The 18,458-nt window shown below is 70.9% G+C and carries 15 protein-coding genes; 10 read left to right on the plus strand and 5 right to left on the minus strand.

Annotated elements, in window-relative coordinates:
* Positions 1-91 precede the first annotated feature (91 nt).
* Both VZL07_RS05750 and VZL07_RS05755 read left to right on the plus strand, forming a co-directional pair.
* On the plus strand, positions 92-1,660 hold the full coding sequence (locus VZL07_RS05750; RefSeq protein ID WP_426754328.1) for an HsdM family class I SAM-dependent methyltransferase: 1,569 nt from the start codon (positions 92-94) through the stop codon (positions 1,658-1,660).
* 115 nt (positions 1,661-1,775) lie between these two features.
* Entirely contained in the window at positions 1,776-2,330 is a 555-nt protein-coding gene (locus VZL07_RS05755; RefSeq protein WP_426754329.1) for a superoxide dismutase family protein, read from the plus strand.
* 57 nt (positions 2,331-2,387) lie between these two features.
* Here the strand turns inward: VZL07_RS05755 and VZL07_RS05760 are convergent, their stop codons facing one another.
* Both VZL07_RS05760 and VZL07_RS05765 read right to left on the minus strand, forming a co-directional pair.
* Positions 2,388-4,667 (minus strand): glutamine amidotransferase, encoded by a 2,280-nt coding sequence (locus VZL07_RS05760; RefSeq protein WP_426754330.1) that lies wholly within the window; start codon positions 4,665-4,667, stop codon positions 2,388-2,390.
* A 27-nt stretch (positions 4,668-4,694) separates the two neighbouring features.
* On the minus strand, positions 4,695-5,453 hold the full coding sequence (locus VZL07_RS05765; protein WP_426754331.1) for a DUF4159 domain-containing protein: 759 nt from the start codon (positions 5,451-5,453) through the stop codon (positions 4,695-4,697).
* Between the two features lie 57 nt (positions 5,454-5,510).
* Here VZL07_RS05765 and VZL07_RS05770 point away from each other — a divergent pair, with 57 nt between their 5' ends.
* The 4 genes from VZL07_RS05770 (at position 5,511) to VZL07_RS05785 (ending at position 9,612) form a co-directional block, all read left to right on the plus strand.
* On the plus strand, positions 5,511-5,774 hold the full coding sequence (locus tag VZL07_RS05770; RefSeq protein ID WP_426754332.1) for a molecular chaperone DnaJ: 264 nt from the start codon (positions 5,511-5,513) through the stop codon (positions 5,772-5,774).
* Between the two features lie 32 nt (positions 5,775-5,806).
* Entirely contained in the window at positions 5,807-6,511 is a 705-nt protein-coding gene (locus VZL07_RS05775) for a hypothetical protein (RefSeq protein ID WP_426754333.1), read from the plus strand.
* Positions 6,512-6,590: 79 nt separating this feature from the next.
* Positions 6,591-8,024 (plus strand): hypothetical protein, encoded by a 1,434-nt coding sequence (locus VZL07_RS05780; RefSeq protein ID WP_426754334.1) that lies wholly within the window; start codon positions 6,591-6,593, stop codon positions 8,022-8,024.
* A gap of 19 nt (positions 8,025-8,043) precedes the next feature.
* Entirely contained in the window at positions 8,044-9,612 is a 1,569-nt protein-coding gene (locus tag VZL07_RS05785) for a beta-ketoacyl synthase N-terminal-like domain-containing protein (RefSeq protein WP_426754335.1), read from the plus strand.
* An 18-nt stretch (positions 9,613-9,630) separates the two neighbouring features.
* Here the strand turns inward: VZL07_RS05785 and VZL07_RS05790 are convergent, their stop codons facing one another.
* Both VZL07_RS05790 and VZL07_RS05795 read right to left on the minus strand, forming a co-directional pair.
* Positions 9,631-10,182 carry a hypothetical protein gene (locus tag VZL07_RS05790; protein WP_426754336.1) on the minus strand — a complete coding sequence of 184 codons (552 nt, stop codon included), beginning with the start codon at positions 10,180-10,182 and terminating at the stop codon, positions 9,631-9,633.
* 85 nt (positions 10,183-10,267) lie between these two features.
* Entirely contained in the window at positions 10,268-11,374 is a 1,107-nt protein-coding gene (locus VZL07_RS05795) for a sigma-70 family RNA polymerase sigma factor (protein ID WP_426754337.1), read from the minus strand.
* A gap of 68 nt (positions 11,375-11,442) precedes the next feature.
* Between VZL07_RS05795 and VZL07_RS05800 the strand changes: the two genes are divergently transcribed.
* Positions 11,443-13,854 (plus strand): DEAD/DEAH box helicase, encoded by a 2,412-nt coding sequence (locus VZL07_RS05800; RefSeq protein WP_426754338.1) that lies wholly within the window; start codon positions 11,443-11,445, stop codon positions 13,852-13,854.
* A gap of 4 nt (positions 13,855-13,858) precedes the next feature.
* Here VZL07_RS05800 and VZL07_RS05805 read toward each other — a convergent pair whose 3' ends face one another.
* Positions 13,859-14,374, minus strand: coding sequence for a helix-turn-helix domain-containing protein (locus VZL07_RS05805; protein ID WP_426754339.1), 516 nt, complete (start codon positions 14,372-14,374; stop codon positions 13,859-13,861).
* Between the two features lie 71 nt (positions 14,375-14,445).
* Here VZL07_RS05805 and VZL07_RS05810 point away from each other — a divergent pair, with 71 nt between their 5' ends.
* The 3 genes from VZL07_RS05810 to VZL07_RS05820 all read left to right on the plus strand — a co-directional run bounded on the left by VZL07_RS05810 (position 14,446) and on the right by VZL07_RS05820 (position 18,422).
* Entirely contained in the window at positions 14,446-15,675 is a 1,230-nt protein-coding gene (locus tag VZL07_RS05810; RefSeq protein WP_426754340.1) for a Glu/Leu/Phe/Val family dehydrogenase, read from the plus strand.
* Between the two features lie 83 nt (positions 15,676-15,758).
* Positions 15,759-16,976: a threonine ammonia-lyase gene (gene ilvA, locus VZL07_RS05815; protein WP_426754341.1), complete on the plus strand. Its 1,218-nt coding sequence runs from the start codon at positions 15,759-15,761 to the stop codon at positions 16,974-16,976.
* 57 nt (positions 16,977-17,033) lie between these two features.
* On the plus strand, positions 17,034-18,422 hold the full coding sequence (locus VZL07_RS05820; protein WP_426754342.1) for a peptidase MA family metallohydrolase: 1,389 nt from the start codon (positions 17,034-17,036) through the stop codon (positions 18,420-18,422).
* Positions 18,423-18,458: the final 36 nt, after the last annotated feature.

Here is an 18,458-nt window from a genome sequence, read left to right on the forward strand (position 1 = left end):
TTGATGCCAAGCGCACAACTCGCTGAAACATCGAGCCTGAATGCGGGGTCCGGACGTTCACTCCGAACCACGCTGGGTAGGATGCGGGGCCATGCCTCGCACTGCGCACAGGCCGCTGGAAGTGGATGAGGAGAAGCTCGTCCTTCAGTTCCCCAGCCTGGATCGCAAGGCCGTGGGCGCGTTCTTCACACCAGCACCGCTGGCGGAACGCACACTCGCCCTCGCGCTCCAGCACGTGGGCGAAGGGCCGCTCACGGTGGTGGACCCCTCCTGCGGCGCAGGAGCGTTCCTCACCGCCGCCGCGCGGCTGCGGCCCGGCGTCCGGCTCTGCGGCCTGGAGCTGGACCCCGAGGTCGCCCGGCTGTGCCAGGCCCGCGTGCCCACCGCCACCGTGCACGCGGGGGACGCACTTCGCGAAGGCCTGGAGCCGCTGCTCGCCACCACGCCGCCGGACCACATGGAGCTGTGGGTGGGCAACCCGCCCTACAACGGCACCTCGTCCGTGCTGAAGGACCCCGCCACCTATGCCCGGCTGCGCGCGCTGCTCCCGCTGGCCCTGATGCCCGGCACCAGCCTGCGAGACGACTTCGCCTTCTTCCTCCTCGTGGCCGCGCACCGGCTGGCCACGCGTCCCGGCGCGCTCGCCTTCATCACCCCGGCGAGCTTCCTCGACGCCTTCATGTACGCGCCGCTACGCCAGTCGCTGCTGGAGACGCTCTCCCTGCGCGAGGTGGTGGACCTGGGCCCCGGCGCCTTCGCGGGCACGCAGGTCAGGACGTGCATCACCGTGTGGAGCTCGCTCCCGGGCCCCCACACGCCGCCTCGCTTCGAGCGGCGCGGCAACGGACAGAGCTTCGTCCCCGAGGCCCCCGAGTGGCGGCTCGCCCCCACCGCGCCCGAGGCCTCCGCCCTGGACGCCCGCTGGCGACAGAATGGCGAGCCCCTGACGCGGCTCGTCCCGGTGAGCCTGCCCGGCGTGAAGACGCGCTTCGACGAGCTGCTCGTGGACGCGGACCCGGAGCGGCTGCTCGCGCGCGTGAGGGACTTCGCCGCCACGCCCGAAGCGTCCCTGGCGGAGTTCGCGAAGGCCCACAACCTCCCCGAAGCCTTGATGCCCAAGCTGCGTGCCCTGAAGGCCGGGCCGCCGCTGGAGGTGGACCCGAAGAACGTGCGGCCCTTCTACCGCTACGGCGGCGCCCGCCACCGCGGCACCGTACCGCCCGAGGCCCGCGCGTACTGCTACCTGGACCGGCGCCTCGTGCCCCGAGGCGACCACCGGCTGCGCGGCGCCTATGACCCGCACCTGGGCGCGGTGAAGCTGCTCTTCAACGTGCGCGAGCTGCCCCTGTCCGCCGCGCTGCTGGAGGACGAGGGCTGCGTCCACGACCACCGTCACGCGCGCTTCGCCCCGCTCTACGTGCCCCAGCGCCTGCGGGACGAGGGCCTGGGCCTCACGCGCTCGGTGAAGACGCTGGACGAGCTGGGCCCGCTGGTCCCCAATCTGTCGCCGCGCGGACTGGCCTGGGCCGAGCGCCTGGGCGGCCCCCTGCCGGCCTTCCAGGCCCTGGTGCGCTTCCTCAATGGGCCGGAGGTCCAGGGCATCTGGGCCCCGGCCTTCGGTGCCTCCCGGGTGGTGCCCGTCCCCCTCACGGAGGACTGAGCGCTGCAAGGCACTTGGCTCGCATGCCCGCTTGCTTTCTTCAGCGGCGAGCACGAGCAACCGCTAGTGTCCACCTTCGCTCCGTAGCGCATTACCCAAGGAGGAAGGCACACCCATGAAGATTCGAGCCCTGCTCACCGCCGCCGCGCTGACCGCCACCCTGCCCGCCCTGGCCCAGGATGCCGCAGGGACGCCGCCCCCGGCGGAGAAGAAGACGCCTCCCAAGGGCCAGACGGCCAAGGCCCTGCTGAAGGATGCCCAGGGCAAGGACGTGGGCGAGGTCACCTTCGAGCAGACCAAGAACGGCGTGCTCATCAAGGGCAAGCTGAGCAACCTGCCGCCGGGCCAGCACGCGTTCCACGTCCATGAGGTGGGCAAGTGCGAGGCGCCCGGCTTCACCACGGCCGGCGGCCACTTCAACCCGACCAAGAAGGCCCATGGACTGCTGGCGCCGAAGGGGAAGCACCACGGCGACCTGCCCAACCTCTACGTGAGCCAGGACGGCACGGTGCAGTTCGACATCTTCTCCCAGAACGGCCTCACCGTGAAGTCCATGTTCGACAAGGACGGCTCCTCGGTGATGGTGCACGCCAAGGAGGATGACTACCACTCCGACCCGACCGGCGACGCGGGCGGCCGCATCGCCTGCGGCGTGGTGGAGAAGTCGTAGTCCGGCAGCGCGCCGGAAGCGGCAGGTGCCTCTCCCTCATCCGGGAGAGGCACCGCCTCACACGTAGCCGAAGCGGCGGCGCGCGAACCACTCCGCGCCGAGCAGCGCGATGAGCGCCACCAGGTAGTACCAGCGGTCCCACAGCGGCTGGTCCCGGGCGCGCCCCACCTCCACCACCGGCGGATCCAACAGCGGCACCTCCGGCAGGCCATCCTGCGGCAGCGAGTACGACTTGCCGCCCGTCACCTTCGCGATCTGCGCCATCAACTCCGGCCGCACCGAGGCGTCCGACAGCTCGGGCCCCACCGCGCGCACGGCCACCGCGTCCTCGCCCTTGCCCAGGTCCGTCTCGCCCTTCTTCGCGCTGGCCAGCAGCTTGTACGGCCCGGGCTCGGGGGGCTCGAACTCCAGCCGCACCACGCCGTCCGTGCCCGTGGTCCCCGTCTGCACCGCCACCGGCCGCTGCGTCGCGACGGAGAAGAGCTCCACCCGCACCTGCGCGTCCTGGGCCGGCTGGTAGTCCGCCATCCGCGCCTGGACGACGACGCCCACGGGCCGGCCCGGCTCCACCGACGGCGGGTCCGCCGTCACCTTCAGCGTCGTCAGGTCCGGGTCCCTCACCAGCCACCGCAGCGCGTTGCCCCAGAAGCGGTCATACGCGCGGCTGGGCGAGCCATCCTTGTGCGCCGCGAAGGCCCAGTACCAGGACGCATCCGTGGCCATCACCAGCGAGCGGCCCCGGCCGTAGTCCCACACCGCCACCAGCGGCGCGTTCTTCCCGCCCACCGTCAGGTGCGGATGGTCCATCAGCACCGTGGCGCCCGGGCGCGCCTGCGTGAGGTTGGCGCCGGGAATGGGCGGCAGCTCGGCCCACGCCGCCTCCGTGCTGGCCGCGCCCATGCCAATGGCCGTCACCGGGTGACGCAGGCCCTCGGGCGTCAGGCGCGGCTTGAAGGGCTCCGGGTTGGCCGGGCCCGCGGCCGCCACGGGCAGCGCCTCCATCAACGTGGGCATGGTGGCGCGGCCCTCGCCCAGCACGCTGTCGCCGCCAATCATCACGAAGGCGCCGCCGTTGTGGACGTAGCGCTCCAGGTTGCGCTCGTACTCGGCGATGGAAAGCGACGGGTCCGAGTGCCCGAAGTTCTGGAAGATGACGACGTCGAAGGTGTCCAGCTTCGTGTCGAAAATCTCCTCCATGGGGAACGGGATGAGGGACAGCTCGCGCTGGTCGTTCACCACGCCCGGGTCGTCCGACAGCGTCCGGAGGATGTAGAAGGACACCAGGTCCACGTTGGCGTCCTGGCGCAGGAGGCCGCGCAGGTAGCGCTCGTCCCAGGAAGGCCGGCCCACCACCAGCAGCACGCGCACGCGGTCCCGAATCACCTTGAGCGTGAAGGAGCGGGTGTTGTTGTCCGCCACCGCTTCGCCCGGGAAGGTGGGCACCGTCACCGTGTAGACGAAGCGCCCCGTCTGGTCCGGCGTGAAGGTGAAGGCCACGGGCTTGACGTCGTCCGCGGACTCCATCCGCACCACCTTGTTCGCGACCGTCTTGCCTTCCTGGCTGAGCACCACCGGGATGTCCTGCCCGGCGAAGCCGCGGCCGTGAATCTCCACCTCGACGGTGAGCGAGTTGCGCACGAAGGCGAAGTCATCCACCTTCAGCCCCTCCACGGCGACGTCCTTGAGCGTCTCCTGCCCCACGGTGAAGGTGGAGACGGGGACGTTCAGGTCCGCCAGCGCCGCGCGCGCCCGGCCCACCACGCCCGCCTTGAGCTCGGTGTTGTCCGCGCCGTCGCTGAACAGCAGCACGCCGGACAGCTTGCGCGAGCCCTGCCCCGCGCCCGCGGCGGCGCGCACCGCGGCGAGCAGGTCCGTGGTGCCCGCGCGCGCGGGCGTCTTCAGCGAGTCGACCGTCGCCGGAGCCAGCTCCGGGTCGAAGCCGTACACCTCCACCGTGAAGCGGTCCTGCAGCTCCGCCAGCCGCGGCGCAGCGCGCTCCAGGAAGGCGGCCACCTCCTCGGAGCGCGTGCGTCCGCCCACCTCGGCGGGGAAGCTCATGGACGCGGAGCGGTCCACCAGCACCGCCACGCGGTTCTTCATCCGCGCCACCTGCAGGTGGCGGATGCCGGGCTCCAGCAGGAAGAAGAGCGCGGCCACGCCCGCCCCGGCCCTCAGGGCCCAGAGGAGGACGCGGCGCCCGCGCGAGGGCTCGCGGCGAACGCCCCAGGCGGCCAGCGCCACGCCCAGCACCAGGCCCAGGGCGAGCAGGACCAGCGCCCACGGCGGCAATGGCGAGAGGGTGACGAGCTTCCAGGCGTTGAACGTGGGGGAGTTCATCCAGGCTTTCGGCGGAGGGCCTGTGCTTCAGCGCCGCTTGTTGAGGATGAGCGGCAGGTGGACGGCATCGTCCTTGTAGTCCAGGCAGAGGGCATACATGCAGACGTTGATGCCCAGCCGCACCGCCAGCTCGCGCTGGGGCTCGCCGCCCGGGGAGACGTCGAACTCGTAGTCGCCCGACTCGTTGCGGCTCCACGCCCCGGCCAGGTCGTTCTGCGAGTACAGCACCGCGGCGCGCTTGCCCAGGTTGCAGCCCATCAGCTGGGGCTTGTTGAGCAGCCGCCCGGGCGCCGCGTCCAGCAGGAAGAAGGACTTGAACACCACGTGCTTCGAGGGGACCTCCGCCAGCGGGCTCTGCGGCAGCACCCGCGCCATCTCCCGGCGGAAGGACGCGTCGAAGCCGGCGCCGTCGCTGGCGTCGTTGGCGTCCGCCAGCATGAAGCCGCCGTAGGTCAGGTAGCGCCGCAGGTTGGCCACCTCCGCGTCCTCCAGCGGGGGGAACTCCCCCTCGCCGCCGAAGTAGAGGAACGGGTACTCGAAGAGGTCCGGCGAGCTGAGGGGAAAGGGGCGCGCGTCCGGCACGACTTCCACGGAGGTGCGGCGCTGCAGCTCCCAGGCGATGCGGCGCAGACCGGACAGCCGCGTGTCCCAGCGGCCCTTGTGCCGGGCCACCGCGGGGATGAAGCGGTTCTTCTCACCGAAGGCATGCGCCCGCCGGGCCAGCAACGGGGCGAGCGCGGCGGTGCCGAGCAGGAGGTTTCGACGGGTCAGACGCCGCGCGGACATAGGGCGTATCTATATACCGTCGACGCAGATACGCATTCCCCGGTATAGAACCGCATCATGGCGAAAGGCGGACAAACGCCCCCGGCGCCCGGCTCGGCGGAGGTGCAGGCCGCCTGGGCCCGCAAGGAGGCCGGCGACGTGGCCGGCGCGCGGCGCGACGCCGAGCGAATCCTCGCGGGCACCCCCTCCCCCGAGGACCGCGCGGAGGCGGAGGCGCTGCTGCGGCGCACCGCCACGCCGCGCGCCCTGTACGGCTTCGCGCTCCTCGGCGCCGCCGTGTTCGTGCTGCTGCTGGTACTCGCAATCGTCCGATACGCGTAAGCTCCGGCGGACCGCATCAAGGAGAATCAGCGATGGAAGGCCTCCTCCAGGCCCTCGGGGCGTACCAGACGTTCAACCCTCCCGGCTGGGTGGCCATCTACCGGCTGCTGCCCATGTGGGCCGGCATCGTGTGTTGTGTCGTGGGCGTGACGTTGCTCGTGGCCGGCGGCGGCAGGCTGTTCCGCGTGCTGGCGGGCCCCATCGGCGCGCTGCTGGGCCTGCTGTGGACGCCCATCATCGTCCTCAAGCTGGGCCTGCCGGACGTGGCCCGGATGGCCACCATCGTCGCCGCCGTGCTGATGGCGCTGGGCTTCCTGCTGCCCACGGCCATCACCTTCCTGGGCGTGGGCGTGCCCCTGGGCCTGCTGGCCGGGCAGATTGCCGGACAGCAGGACTTCCTCCTGGGCTTCGTCCCCGGCTTCATCATCGGCGGCCTGGTGGGCGCGCTGCTGCAACGCGCCGTGGCCGCGGTGGTGGCGTCCGCGGTGGGCGGGTGGCTGCTCGTCATCGGGGCGCTCTCCGCGTTGCACCAGTTCGGCAGCGTGGTGGAGGCGGTGGCCAGCAAGCCCTGGGGCGTCATCATCGCCGCGGCCCTCTTCGCCGTGGCCGGCGCGGTGTACCAGCTGGCCGTCCGGCCTTCCCCCGAGGAAGCGGACAAGCTGCGAGCCGAGAAGGAACGGGTAAAACAGCGCCAGGCGGAGCAACATGCGCTCGAAAAGCGGTGGGGGGTCAAGTAACCCCCGTTCCCCTCTGGCCGCGCTTTACGTCCACCTGCCCGGGGCGTAGATTCCGCCGCCTTTCCCCCCGGAAGGATTGATGGGTCAGGCCAGGCGCAAGGAGAAGCAGGACCAGTCCCCCACGGAGCCCGCTCCCCGGCAGGAGCCTCCCACGGGCACCGCGTGGGTGAAGCCGAGCGGACTGACGCGCAAGGGGTGGGCCGGGCTCGTCGGCCTCATCCTCGTCATCCAGTTCCCGCTCATCCACTACGCCCTGATGCGGGGCGAGGCGAAGGTGTCGGCGAAGCTGCCCTACGCCCAGGACTTCTCCGACCCCGGCGTGGTGCGGCGCGACTTCTTCTCCACCGGAGGCTACTGGCGCGTGGTGCAGGGCGAGCTGCTGGCACCGGGCGTGAAGAACAACCCACTCTGGCTGCAGGCGCCCCTGCCGGATGACGTGGCCGTCGAGTTCGACGTGCGCTCCGAGCTCCCCGCCGGGGACATCCGGCTGGAGCTCTTCGGCAACGGCGTGGACCCGTCCTCCGGCTACATCCTGGTGCAGGGCGGGTGGAACAACTCCATGTCCGTCATCGCCCGGCGGGACATGGGCGCGCCCTCGCTGGACGTGCTCCGGCGCCGGGCCGCGCGCAAGGGCCAGGAGAACGTGGACCTGAAGTCCAGCGGCATCTTCAAGAAGGACACGAAGGTGCGGGTGGAAGCGCGGGGCATGCCGGTGCAGGCGGGCCGTACGTACCACTGGCGCGTCGAGCGCCGGGGCTCACTGCTGCGCTGGTTCGTGGACGGTGAGCTGATGCTGGAGCTGGATGACCCGTACCCGCTCAAGGGGCCGGGCCAGGACCGGCTGGGCCTGTCCGGCTTCGAGTCGCAGATCTTCTTCGACAACCTGAGGGTGGACACCCCGGACCGGCTGCCCTTCACGCCGGCGCAGCGCGCCCCCACGCCACCTCCGGGCCCCTTCGCGGACGACTTCAACCGCGACACGCTGGGCGACGCGTGGAACGTCACCAACCCCTCCGCGGTGAAGCTGGTGGACGGCGCGCTGGTGGTGGAGCTGATGCACAACCGGCCGGTGTGGCTGAAGCAGCCCATTCCCACCAACGCCGTCATCGAGTTCGACGCCTGGACGGACAGCCCGGAGGGCGACATCAAGGTGGAGGCGTGGGGTGACGGCCGCTCCTTCTACGCGGGCGACCTGCGGCTGCAGTACACCGCCACCGGCTACGTCTTCATCTTCGGTGGCTGGCGCAACAGCCAGTCCGCCATCGCCCGGCAGAACGAGCACACGAACGACCGGGCGGTGCGCGACGGCGCCGCGGTGGTGCCCGGCAAGCGCCACCACATCAAGATTACCCGCAGTGGCGGCACCCTGGCGTGGGAGCTGGACGGACAGCCCTTCCTCACGCTCAAGGACCCCGCCCCGCTGGAGGGGCCGCGCAATCAGTACTTCGGCTTCTCTGGCTGGAAGACCCGGGTCCACTTCGACAACTTGAAGATTCAGCCGCTCGCCCCCTAGCGGCGAAGGAAAGTCACACGTGCGCAGAGTAGGCATCTTCGGCTGGGGCGTCGTCGCCCCCCGGTCCAGGAACATCGAGGCGTTCGAGCGCAACCTCTCGTCCGCCGAAAGCTGGCTGTCGCCCTTCAACGGGTTCGGCCCCGACAACTTCCTCGTCGGCATGCCGGAGTTCGACCTGGCCGACTACAAGCCCTGGATTGATGCCCGCTTCCCGGGCAGCCGCTTCTCGCAGCTCGAGCGGAAGATGGGCATGCCGACGCAGTACGCCATCGGCGCCTTCATCCAGTCGCTCTCGCAGAACCCGGGGCTGGAGCAGGAGCTGCAGGCCCTGGGGCCCCGCGCCCACGCCTACGTGGGCACCGGCCTGGGGGACCTGCCCACCATCCGCTCCATCTCCCTGGACCTGTACCGCGCCCAGCGCCGCTGGGACCGCTTCTGGTCCGCGCCCGAGCGCAACAGCGCCCTGCGGCAGTGGCGCGAGACGCAGGAGCCGCTCCCCGGGCTGCCGCCCGAGCCGTCCACGGTGGACGAGGCCACGCGCGACGAGGCCGAGGACGCGTGGTGGCAGTTCTGGGCGGCGCGCTCGCCGGAGCTGCGCGAGTACCTGGCGGAGCTGCGCGAAATCGAGGCCATTGGCGTGCCGGACGACGGCGACGTGGAGTCCGCCAAGCTGGCCGTCATCAAGGAGAAGCGCACCCGCAACGCCAGGCTCCAGAAGAAGTGGATGGCGCCGGAGCCACCGTGGAACGCGGTGTCCTCCAACGTGCTGTGGAACATCCACAACACGCCCGCCTCGCAGATTTCGATGATGGGGCGCATCACCGGCATGACGTTCGCCCCGGTGGCCGCCTGCTCGTCCTTCGGCTACGGGCTGCGGCTGGCCATCAACGCCATCCAGTTGGAGCAGGCCAAGGCCGTCGTGCTGGGCATGACGGACCCGCCGCCCATGCCCCTCACGGTGGGCGGCTTCTACAACGCCCGCGTCATCTCCGCGGACGCCGCCATCTCCAAGCCCCTCACCGCGCTGCGCGGCACGCACATCGCGGGAGGCTCGGTGGTGTGGGTGCTCGGTGACCTGGAGCACTTCACGGCCAAGGGCTTCAAGCCGCTGGGCATGGAGCCCATCGCGGTGGGCGTCACCGCGGACGCGGACCACATCATCACCCCGTCCAAGGAAGGGCCCACGCTGGCCATCCGCGAGGCGCTGGCCGCGTCTGGCTGCGCCCCCGAGGACGTGGGCAGCTGGGATTTGCACGCCACCGCCACGCCGGGCGACTTCCTGGAGGTGCAGAACCTGCGCGACGTGCTGCCCGACCAGGTGCTGATTACCGCGCGCAAGGGCACCTTCGGCCACGGCATGTCCGCGGGCGGCGGCTGGGAGCTGACGGCCCAGTACCTGGGCTACGGCCAGGGCAAGGTGTTCCCCACGCCGCTGAAGGAAGCGGAGCTCAACAAGCAGATTTCCCGCGTCCACGGCCGCTTCGTCTTCGACGAGGCCGTCGCGGCGCCCGCGGGCTGCGCGGGCAAGCTGTCCATGGGCGTGGGCGGCATCAACGCCTGCGTCATCTCCCGCCCCTGGCCGAAGTAGGGGCGGCGCGCCGCGAGGTTACGGGTGGGCGGCCAGCGCTTCCGCGTCGAAGCGCGCGGCCGCCTCCGGGTCGCTGCGGCGGAGGATTTCCAGCTCGATTTCCAGGTCGCGGAAGTAGTTCTGCTGCGTCGGCAGCGTGCCGCTGGCCTGGTTGTTGGCCACGGCCTGGACATAGTCCGCGTCCGAGTTGATTTCCTTGTCCACGTAGCCCACGCCCACGTACTGGCTGAGGCGGTCGCCGCGCATCACCCGCAGCGCCGTCCCGCCGCTAGCGAGGACGATGCCCTGCACGAGGAAGCGGGACGCGGTGCCCGGCCCCAGGCTGCCACCGCCCGAGTCCAGCCACTCCGTCTCCAGCACGTAGCGGCCCGGCATCTCCTTCCAGGAGTAGCCGTGGCTGCGCAGCACCTCCTGGACGTGGGGCCACAGCTCCGCCAGCTCCTGGCGGTAGACGTGGTTGGCCGCCTTGTCGCGCAGGTAGTTCTTGCGCAGCGAGTTGGAGCAGCCAGAGAGCGCCACCAGCGTGGCGACGGCGAGACACACTCCCGCGAGGCGATGCGTGCGGTGCATGAGGGCCCCCTTCCAGGTTCGAGGAGAACGGCCGGGCTGGCGCATCATATCGCCAGTCACCGGCCGAACACCCTCCCCCCCGCCGTCAGGCCTTGGGGCTGGCCACCAGGTCGAAGTCCGGGATGTGTTCGCGCATGAACTCCCGCATCCGGTTGACGAGGGCCGCCTCGATTTGCCGGGCCCGCTCGCGGCTGACGCCGTACTTGTCGCCGATGTCCTGGAGCGTGAGGGGCTCGTCGGAGATGAGCCGGTTCTCGAAGATGAAGCGCTCCTTGCCCTCCAGCGTCCGGGCGAACTCGGACAGCTTCTCGCGGAAGAGGGCCTTGAGCTGCTCGGCGCCCAGCCGCTCGTCGGCCGGCATGGAGGTGGACGGCAGGTAGCGGTCCGCCCGGGTGGCGCGCGAGTCCTCGTCGTTGCCCAGCGGGGCGTCGATGGACATCTCGTCGTGCCCCAGCCGCTGGTCCATCTCCACCACGTCCTGCTCGGTGACGTTCAGCCGCTCGGCGAGCAGCTTCGGGCTGGGCTCGAAGCCCTGGGCGATGAGCTTCTCCTGCTCCTGGCGCAGCTTGAAGAAGAGCTTTCGCTGGGCCTCGGTGGTGCCCAGCTTCACCATCTTCCAGTTGTCCATGATGTAGCGGAGGATGTACGCGCGAATCCACCAGGCGGCGTAGCTGCTCAGCTTCACGCCGCGCTCGGGGTCGTACTTCTTCACCGCCTGCATGAGCCCGATGTTGCCCTCCTGCACCAGGTCCAGCAGGGACAGGGGGTTGCGGTGGTACTCGTGGGCCAGCTTGACGACCAGGCGCAGGTTGGACGCCACCAGGCGGTAGGCGGCATTCACGTCGCCCGACTCCCGGTAGTGCCGGGCGAGCTGGAGCTCCTCCTCCCGCGTCAGCAGGGGGTGGCGCTGAACCTCGGCCATGTAGGCCTGGAGCGGATCCCTGGGCGAGAGGCCCGCGTCACCGGCGCGAACGAGCGCCCGGGCGGGCACCAGGGGCGCGCTCAGGTCGGCCTCCGGCTCGACCTCCGCCAGCTCGGAGGCATCCGGCTCCAGGGAATCCGGGTCCGCCTGGGCCTCGGCTTCCGCCCCTTCCACCTCGGCGTCCACGACGTCGCCAGCCCCTGGCGCGGCCGGCCGTTTCACGCGGGGTCGGGGGGACGTACCTTTGGTTCTTTTCCTCCCATTCGCCATGGGGGCTCCATACAGCAAAGTGCCGCGATTGTTGCCACAGGGTAATGCAGGGGCTATGCCCATGCTTGATGAGCGACATCCAAGAGCCCAACGTGCCGGAGAGTCCGGCGCCTGACGAAGCCCCGACGCGTCCCGCCGAGTACATCGCGGACATCGGCTTCGACGACATGAACCTGTCAGAGCCCATCCGCCACGCACTGGCGGAGCGCGGTTATACCAACCCCACGCCCGTCCAGGCCCGCGCCTTCCGGCCCGCCATGGAGGGAAAGGACCTCATCGTCCGCAGCAAGACGGGCACCGGGAAGACGGCCGCGTTCGGCCTGCCCCTGCTGGAGAAGATTCCCGCCGACGAGCGCCGCGTGCGAGCGCTCATCCTCTGCCCCACCCGCGAGCTGGCCCTCCAGGTGGCGGACGAGCTGAAGATGCTCGCCAAGCACAAGGGCCTGAAAATCGCGGCCATCTACGGCGGTGCCTCCATGAAGCAGCAGGAGGACGCGCTGGAGGAAGGCACGCCCATCATCGTCGGCACGCCGGGCCGCGTGTTCGACCACATCAACCGCGGCAACCTGAAGCTCGACGCGTGTGACCACGCCGTCCTGGACGAAGCGGACGAGATGCTCAACCAGGGCTTCTACGAGGAGGTCACCCGCATCCTCGACCGCTTGCCCAAGACGCGCCAGGTGCTGCTCTTCAGCGCCACCGTCCCCACGGACATCCAGAACCTCATCGCGCGCTACACGACGAACGCGGAGACGCTGCTGCTGTCCGGCGACGTCTTCACGGTGGAGCACATCCACCACATCCGCTACGACGTGTCGGACGCCTTCCCCAAGCCGCGCAACCTCATCTACGTGCTGGAGAAGGAAGAGCCGCAGAACGCCATCATCTTCTGCAACACGCGCGACGACACCGCGCTGGTGACGGCGGTGCTCAACCGCAACGGCTTCGACGCGGAGCTGCTCAATGGCGACCTGCCGCAGAAGGAGCGCGAGCGCGTCATGGGCAAGGTGAAGCGCGGCGAGGTGGCCTTCATGGTCGCCACGGACATCGCGGCGCGCGGCATCGACATCTCCGGGCTCGAGTACGTCATCAACTACTCGCTGCCGGAGGACCCGGCGGTGTACCTGCACCGCGTGGGCCGCACCGGCCGCATCGGCAACAAGGGCACCGCCATCAACCTCTTCTCCGGGCGCGAGCTGGCGACGTACACCGCGCTGGAGAAGAAGTACGGCATCAAGTTCGACAAGCGCGAGATGCCGGCCCCGGAAGAGGCCATGCGCCTGTGGACCGAGCGCCACGTGCGCGAAATCCAGGAGGCCGCGGGCGGCTCCGTCTTCGAGGGCTTCCTGCCCCTGGCCGCGCAGCTCAAGCCGCGCGCGGACGCCGACGACCTCATCGCCTTCCTGCTGAAGTACTTCTTCAGCCACCTGCGCATGGAGAAGGCCGCGGCCGCCCTGGCGGCGGAAGGGCGCGAGCCGGCGCAGGAGCGCAAGAGCGAGGGCCGCGAGGGTGGCGGCCGGCGCGAGCGCGGCGAGAAGCGCGAGCGGCGGGAGCGCGAGGACCGGCGCGAGAAGCGCGGTGAGTCCGCGGAGCGCGAGCGCCGTCCCCGCCGTGAGGAGGCCCGGCGCGAGCGCGGCGTCGAGGGTGGCCGTGCCTCGGCGGCGGCGCTGGAGGCGGGCCCCGGTGAGTCGAAGCTGTGGGTGAACCTGGGCACGGCGGACGGCCTGGGGCCGGGCAGCATCGCCACCGCCCTGGAGGACGCGGGCGCCCCGGTGGGCAAGCTGGTCCGCGCCGAGCTGCGCCCCACCTTCGCCTATGTCTTCGTGGCGGAGGAGGACGCGGCCGCCTTCGAGGCGCTCAACGGCAAGCAGCACGGCGCCAAGACGCTGCGCGTGGAGAAGAGCAAGCCGCGCTCGGAGCGCGAGGCCACGCCCCGCCCGCCGCCGTCCCCGGACGCGGGCCCCGGCGAGGTGAAGCTGTGGGTGAACCTGGGCTCGGACGACGGCATGGACGAGGCGAAGCTGCCCGCCGCGCTGGAGGCCGCGGGCGCGCCGGCCGGCAAGGTGCTGCGCGCCCTGCTGCGCCCCACCTACGGCTACGCCTACGTGGCCGAGGAGGATGCCCCCGGCTTCGAGGCCGTCAACGGCAAGCCCCACGGCGAGAAGGCGCTGAAGGTGGAGCGTCACCGCCCGCGCGGCGCGCGCCCGGAGCGCCGTCCCCGTCAGGAGCCGCTGCCGGAGATTCCCGGGCAGACGCGCCTGTGGGTGGGCCTGGGCAAGCAGGACGGGCTGGACGAGGCGGGCGTCACCGCCGCGCTGGAGGCCGCGGGCGCGCCGGCCGGCAAGGTGCTGCGCACCGACCTGCGCCCCACCTACGCCTATGTCTTCGTCGCCGACGAGGACGTGGCGGCCTTCGAGGCGACGCATGGCAAGCCCCACGGCGAGCGGACGCTCAAGGTGGAGCAGGCCAAGCGGAAGTAGTGCCTCAGGCGCCGCCGGTCCCCGGACCGGCGGCCTTCCTGCGCCGCTCGCGGTGGTAGTGGGCGGCGCACAGGCCCCGGGCGAGCACCGGCTTGTCGCAGCCGGGCTCGCCGCAGCGGGCTGGCTCCGGCCGGGCGGGCCCTGCGTCCCCGGCACCCGCCGGGCGTGGCTCGCTGAACATCACCTCGGCCACCGTCAGCAGCCGGTCCACGTCCGCGCGCGACAGGCCTTGGGCCCGGACGAAGTCCTCCAGCCGGTGGACGCCCGCGTCCTGGGTGTCCTCCAGGCGCAGCAGCTCGTGTAGCGGGAGCTGGAGCGCGGCGGCCACCTGGAGCAGCGTCTCGTAGCTGGGGCTGCGCTCCCCCCGCTCCAGGAGGGACGCGAAGGACACGGAGATGCCGCAGCGGGCGGCGAAGTCCTCCTGGGTGAGGCCCCGCCGCTCCCTCAAGGCACGGATGCGCCGGGCCAGGCCCTGGAGGTGCCCGCTCACGGTGGAAGCATCCGGCGGTTCGGGAGGCATGGCCATTTCCTATGGTAGCGCACCCCTTCTGTTAAGGTCTCGCGCGCCGCCATCCAGGAGTTTGCCGACACATGAGCGCCGTCGAGGGTACCAACTACTACTTCCGCAAAGCCGCGCGGATCATGGACGTGGGAACCCCCATCGAAACGCTGCTCGCCACGCCGCTGCGCGAGGTGAAGGTCCAGGTCTCCATCGAGATGGACTCCGGGGAGATTCGCACCTTCCTCGGCTACCGCATCCAGCACGACAACAGCCGCGGGCCCATGAAGGGCGGGCTGCGCTACCACCCCTTGCTGGACCAGGACGAGTGCGCGTCGCTCGCGTCGCTGATGACGTGGAAGACGGCCGTGGTGAATGTCCCCTACGGCGGCGCCAAGGGCGGCATCGCCTGCGACCCGTCCCAGCTGAGCATCAAGGAGCTGGAGCGCCTCACCCGGAAGTTCGTGGACCAGGTGCAGGACGTCATCGGCCCCACGCGCGACATCCCCGCGCCCGACGTCAACACCAACCCCCAGGTGATGGCGTGGATCATGGACCAGTACTCGCGCTACCACGGCCACTCGCCGGCGGTGGTGACGGGCAAGCCGCTGGAGCTGTACGGCTCCAAGGGCCGCGAGGCGGCCACCGGCCGCGGGCTGCTCTACGTGGCGCGTGAAATCCTGAGGGACCTGGGCCTGCCGGTGAAGGGCACGCGCTTCGCGCTCCAGGGCTTCGGCAACGTGGGCAGCCACACCGCGCAGCTCCTCTGGGAGGACGGCGGCGTGGTGGTGGCCGTGGCGGACGCGCTGGGCGGCGTGCGCAACCCGCAGGGCCTGGACATCCCCTCCCTCTTCGAGCACGTGAAGCGCACCGGCACGGTGACGGGCTTCAGCGGCGGTGCTTCGTGCAGCAACGACGACGTGCTGGGCGCGGACTGCGAGGTCCTCATCCCCGCGGCGCTGGGCCACGTGCTCACCCGCGAGAATGCCCACGCGGTGCGCGCGAAGCTCATCATTGAAGGCGCCAACGGCCCCACCCAGCCGGAGGCGGACGAGGTCTTCGAGAAGCGTGGCATCTTCGTGGTGCCGGACGTGCTCGCCAGCGCCGGCGGCGTGACGGTGAGCTACTTCGAGTGGGTGCAGAACCTCCAGCACCTGTCCTGGGAAGAGGACCGCGTCAACGCCGAGCTGGAGAAGTCCATGAAGGAGGCCTACGAGCGCGTGGCCCAGGTGGCCCGCTCCCGGAAGGTGTCCATGCGCACGGCCGCTTACATCCTCGCCATTGGCCGCGTGGGCAAGGCCACCGTGCTGCGCGGCATCTGACGCGCCGCAGAAAGCACGCAACGAGACAGGCCCATCCCGCCTGTCTCTTCCGCCCGGGGCGCGCTTCCGATAGAGGCGCGCCCATGGTCACCCTCCAGGACATCCAGGCCGCGCGCGAGCGCCTCCGCTCGGCCATCCGCCCCACGCCGTGCCCGCAGTCGGACTACTTCACGGAGCGGACGGAGTGCGCCGCGGTGTTCTTCAAGCTGGAGAACCTGCAGCGCACGGGGGCCTTCAAGGAGCGCGGCGCCCTCAACAAGCTGCTGACGCTGACGGAGGACGAGAGGCGCCGGGGCGTCATCGCCGCGTCGGCCGGCAACCACGCGCAGGGCGTGGCGTACCACGCGCGGCGGTTGGGCGTGGATGCCACCATCGTCATGCCGGAGCGCACCCCGCTCATCAAGGTGTCGCGCACGAAGGACGACTACGGCGCGCGCGTGGTGCTCAAGGGCACCAACTACGACGAGGCCTACGCCGAGGCGCTGCGCATCCAGAAGACGGAGGACCGCGTCTTCATCCACCCCTTCAATGACGCGCACGTCATCGCCGGCCAGGGCACCATCGGCCTGGAGCTCTTGGAGCAGTGCCCCGACCTGGAGGTGGTGCTCGTCCCCATTGGTGGCGGCGGGCTCATCTCCGGCGTCGCGTGCGCGCTCAAGGAGACGCGGCCGAACATCCGCGTGGTGGGCGTGCAGGCGGAGACCATCGCCAGCATGAAGGCCTCGCTGGAGGCGGACGAGCGCGTCGTCCTGGCCAACGCGGGCACCACCATCGCGGACGGCATCGCCGTGAAGCGCGTGGGGGACCTCACCTTCCCCATGGTGCGCAAGTACGTGGACGACGTGGTGGCGGTGGACGAGGAGGAGATTGCCGCCGCCATCCTCACGCTCCTGGAGCAGGAGAAGAGCGTGGTGGAGGGCGCCGGCGCGGTGGGACTGGCGGCGCTGCTCAGCGGCGAGGTGCCCGCCGCGAAGGGCCGGCGCACCGCCATCCTCCTCAGCGGCGGCAACATCGACATGAACGTCATCAGCCGCATCATCGAGCGCGGCCTGGTGAAGGCCGGGCGCCTGGTGCAGCTGGAGGTACGGCTGCCGGACCGGCCCGGCATGCTCGCGAAGCTCACCACGCAGGTGGCCGACCTGCGCGCCAACGTGGTGGAAATCCATCACGAGCGCGCCTTCTCCAAGGCGGGCCTGGGGGAGGCCATGGTGGAGGTGACGCTGGAGACCACCGGCCCGGCGCAAATCGAGGAGCTGGAGCGCACGCTCCAGCGGCTCGGTTGGCAGGTGGCGCGCAAGTAACGCCGTCCGGCGGCAGGGCCTTGCGCCCGCGCGCCCGAGTCCGGCGATACTCGGGGCATGAGCCCTGCTGCCCTGCTCTCCGCCCTGCTGCTGACCGCCGCTCCTCCTTCGCCCGCGCAGAAGGCGAAGTCGCTCGCCGCCAGCCGCTCCTGGGAGGAGCTCTACCTGGCCTTCTCGGCTGGAGACGCGAAGGACGTGCCCGCCTCGCAGCGCGGCGCCGTCTCCGCCGCGCTGCACAAGGGCTGCGAGGCCCTGAAGAACGAGGACCCGGTGATGGCGTACTCGCTGGGCGAGCGCGCCGCAGTCTACGAGGCGTCCGCCGGTGCGCTGCGGTGCCTGGCCTGGACCGCGCGGAAGACGGACCAGCGGGCCGCCGCGGAGGCCGCGCTGCGCAAGGGCCTGGAGAAGCACCCCAGGGACGGCGCCTTCGGCCTGGAGCTGGGACGGCTGTTGATGGAGGAGCAGGACGCGGTGGGTGCGGTGGCGGTGCTGGAGAAGGTGCCGGCCCGCTCGAAGGAGGCCGCCGAGGCGAAGCGGCTGCTCCGGCAGGCCCGCGCCAAGGCGAGCGAAGAGGGCGCCGCGCGGCGGGAGGCGGAGCGCCTGGAGCAACGGATGAACGGCACCGCGACCGGGCGGCCCGCCATGGTGGACGTCCAGCCCGCGGTGGCCGGTGAAGGCCGGGGCTCCACGCGCTCGGCCAGCCTCAACTACGAATCGGGCACCGGGCCGGACGGCATGCGGACGCGGTCGAACAGCCGCTTCGTCATCAAGTACTTCAACAACCAGCGCGACTTCGGCCAGCGCGCGGAGTACGAGGGCCGCGTCGTCGCCGCGCTGGACGAGGCCTATGACTTCACCCGCAGCCTGCTGGGCGAGGTGCGCCAGGCGCCGGTGGATGTCGTCCTGTACACACTCGCGGAGTTCCAGACGCACTTCGGCGCGGCCCGGGCGCGCGCCGTCGCCGGGCTCTATTCCGACAACGCCATCCGCATCAACGACGCCGCGGAGCTCTCGCAGCAGACCCGGGCCACCCTGGTCCACGAGTACGTGCACGCCGCGCTGGACGACTTCTGCGGCGGCTATGGTGGCAACCTCCCCGTCTGGCTGAACGAGGGCCTGGCCGAGTACGTCGAGTGGCGCTACCTGGGGAGCGAGGACCCCGACCGGACGGTCCGCAACTACCTGGCCCAGGCCGCCAAAGCGGACAAACTGCCCAGGCTGGCGCAACTGGAAGGCCAGTCACTCATCATGCAGCGCAACCCCGCCGTGGCCTACGCCACCTCCGCCGTCGCCGTTCGCGAGCTGGTGAAGCGGGGCGGCACGGGCCGGTTCCTCACCCTTGTCCGCGAGGTGGGACAGGGAAGACCCATCGACGAGGCGCTGACGGAGCACTACGGCCGGACGCGGGCGACCCTCGACCAGGATGTCCGGGACGCTCTCCAGTAGGGGAGGCTGCCGGCCGGGCACAGGCCATTTGGTTTA

It is taken from the genome of Pseudomyxococcus flavus, from assembly GCF_050038885.1.
Classification (GTDB): Bacteria; Myxococcota; Myxococcia; order Myxococcales; family Myxococcaceae; genus Myxococcus; species Myxococcus flavus.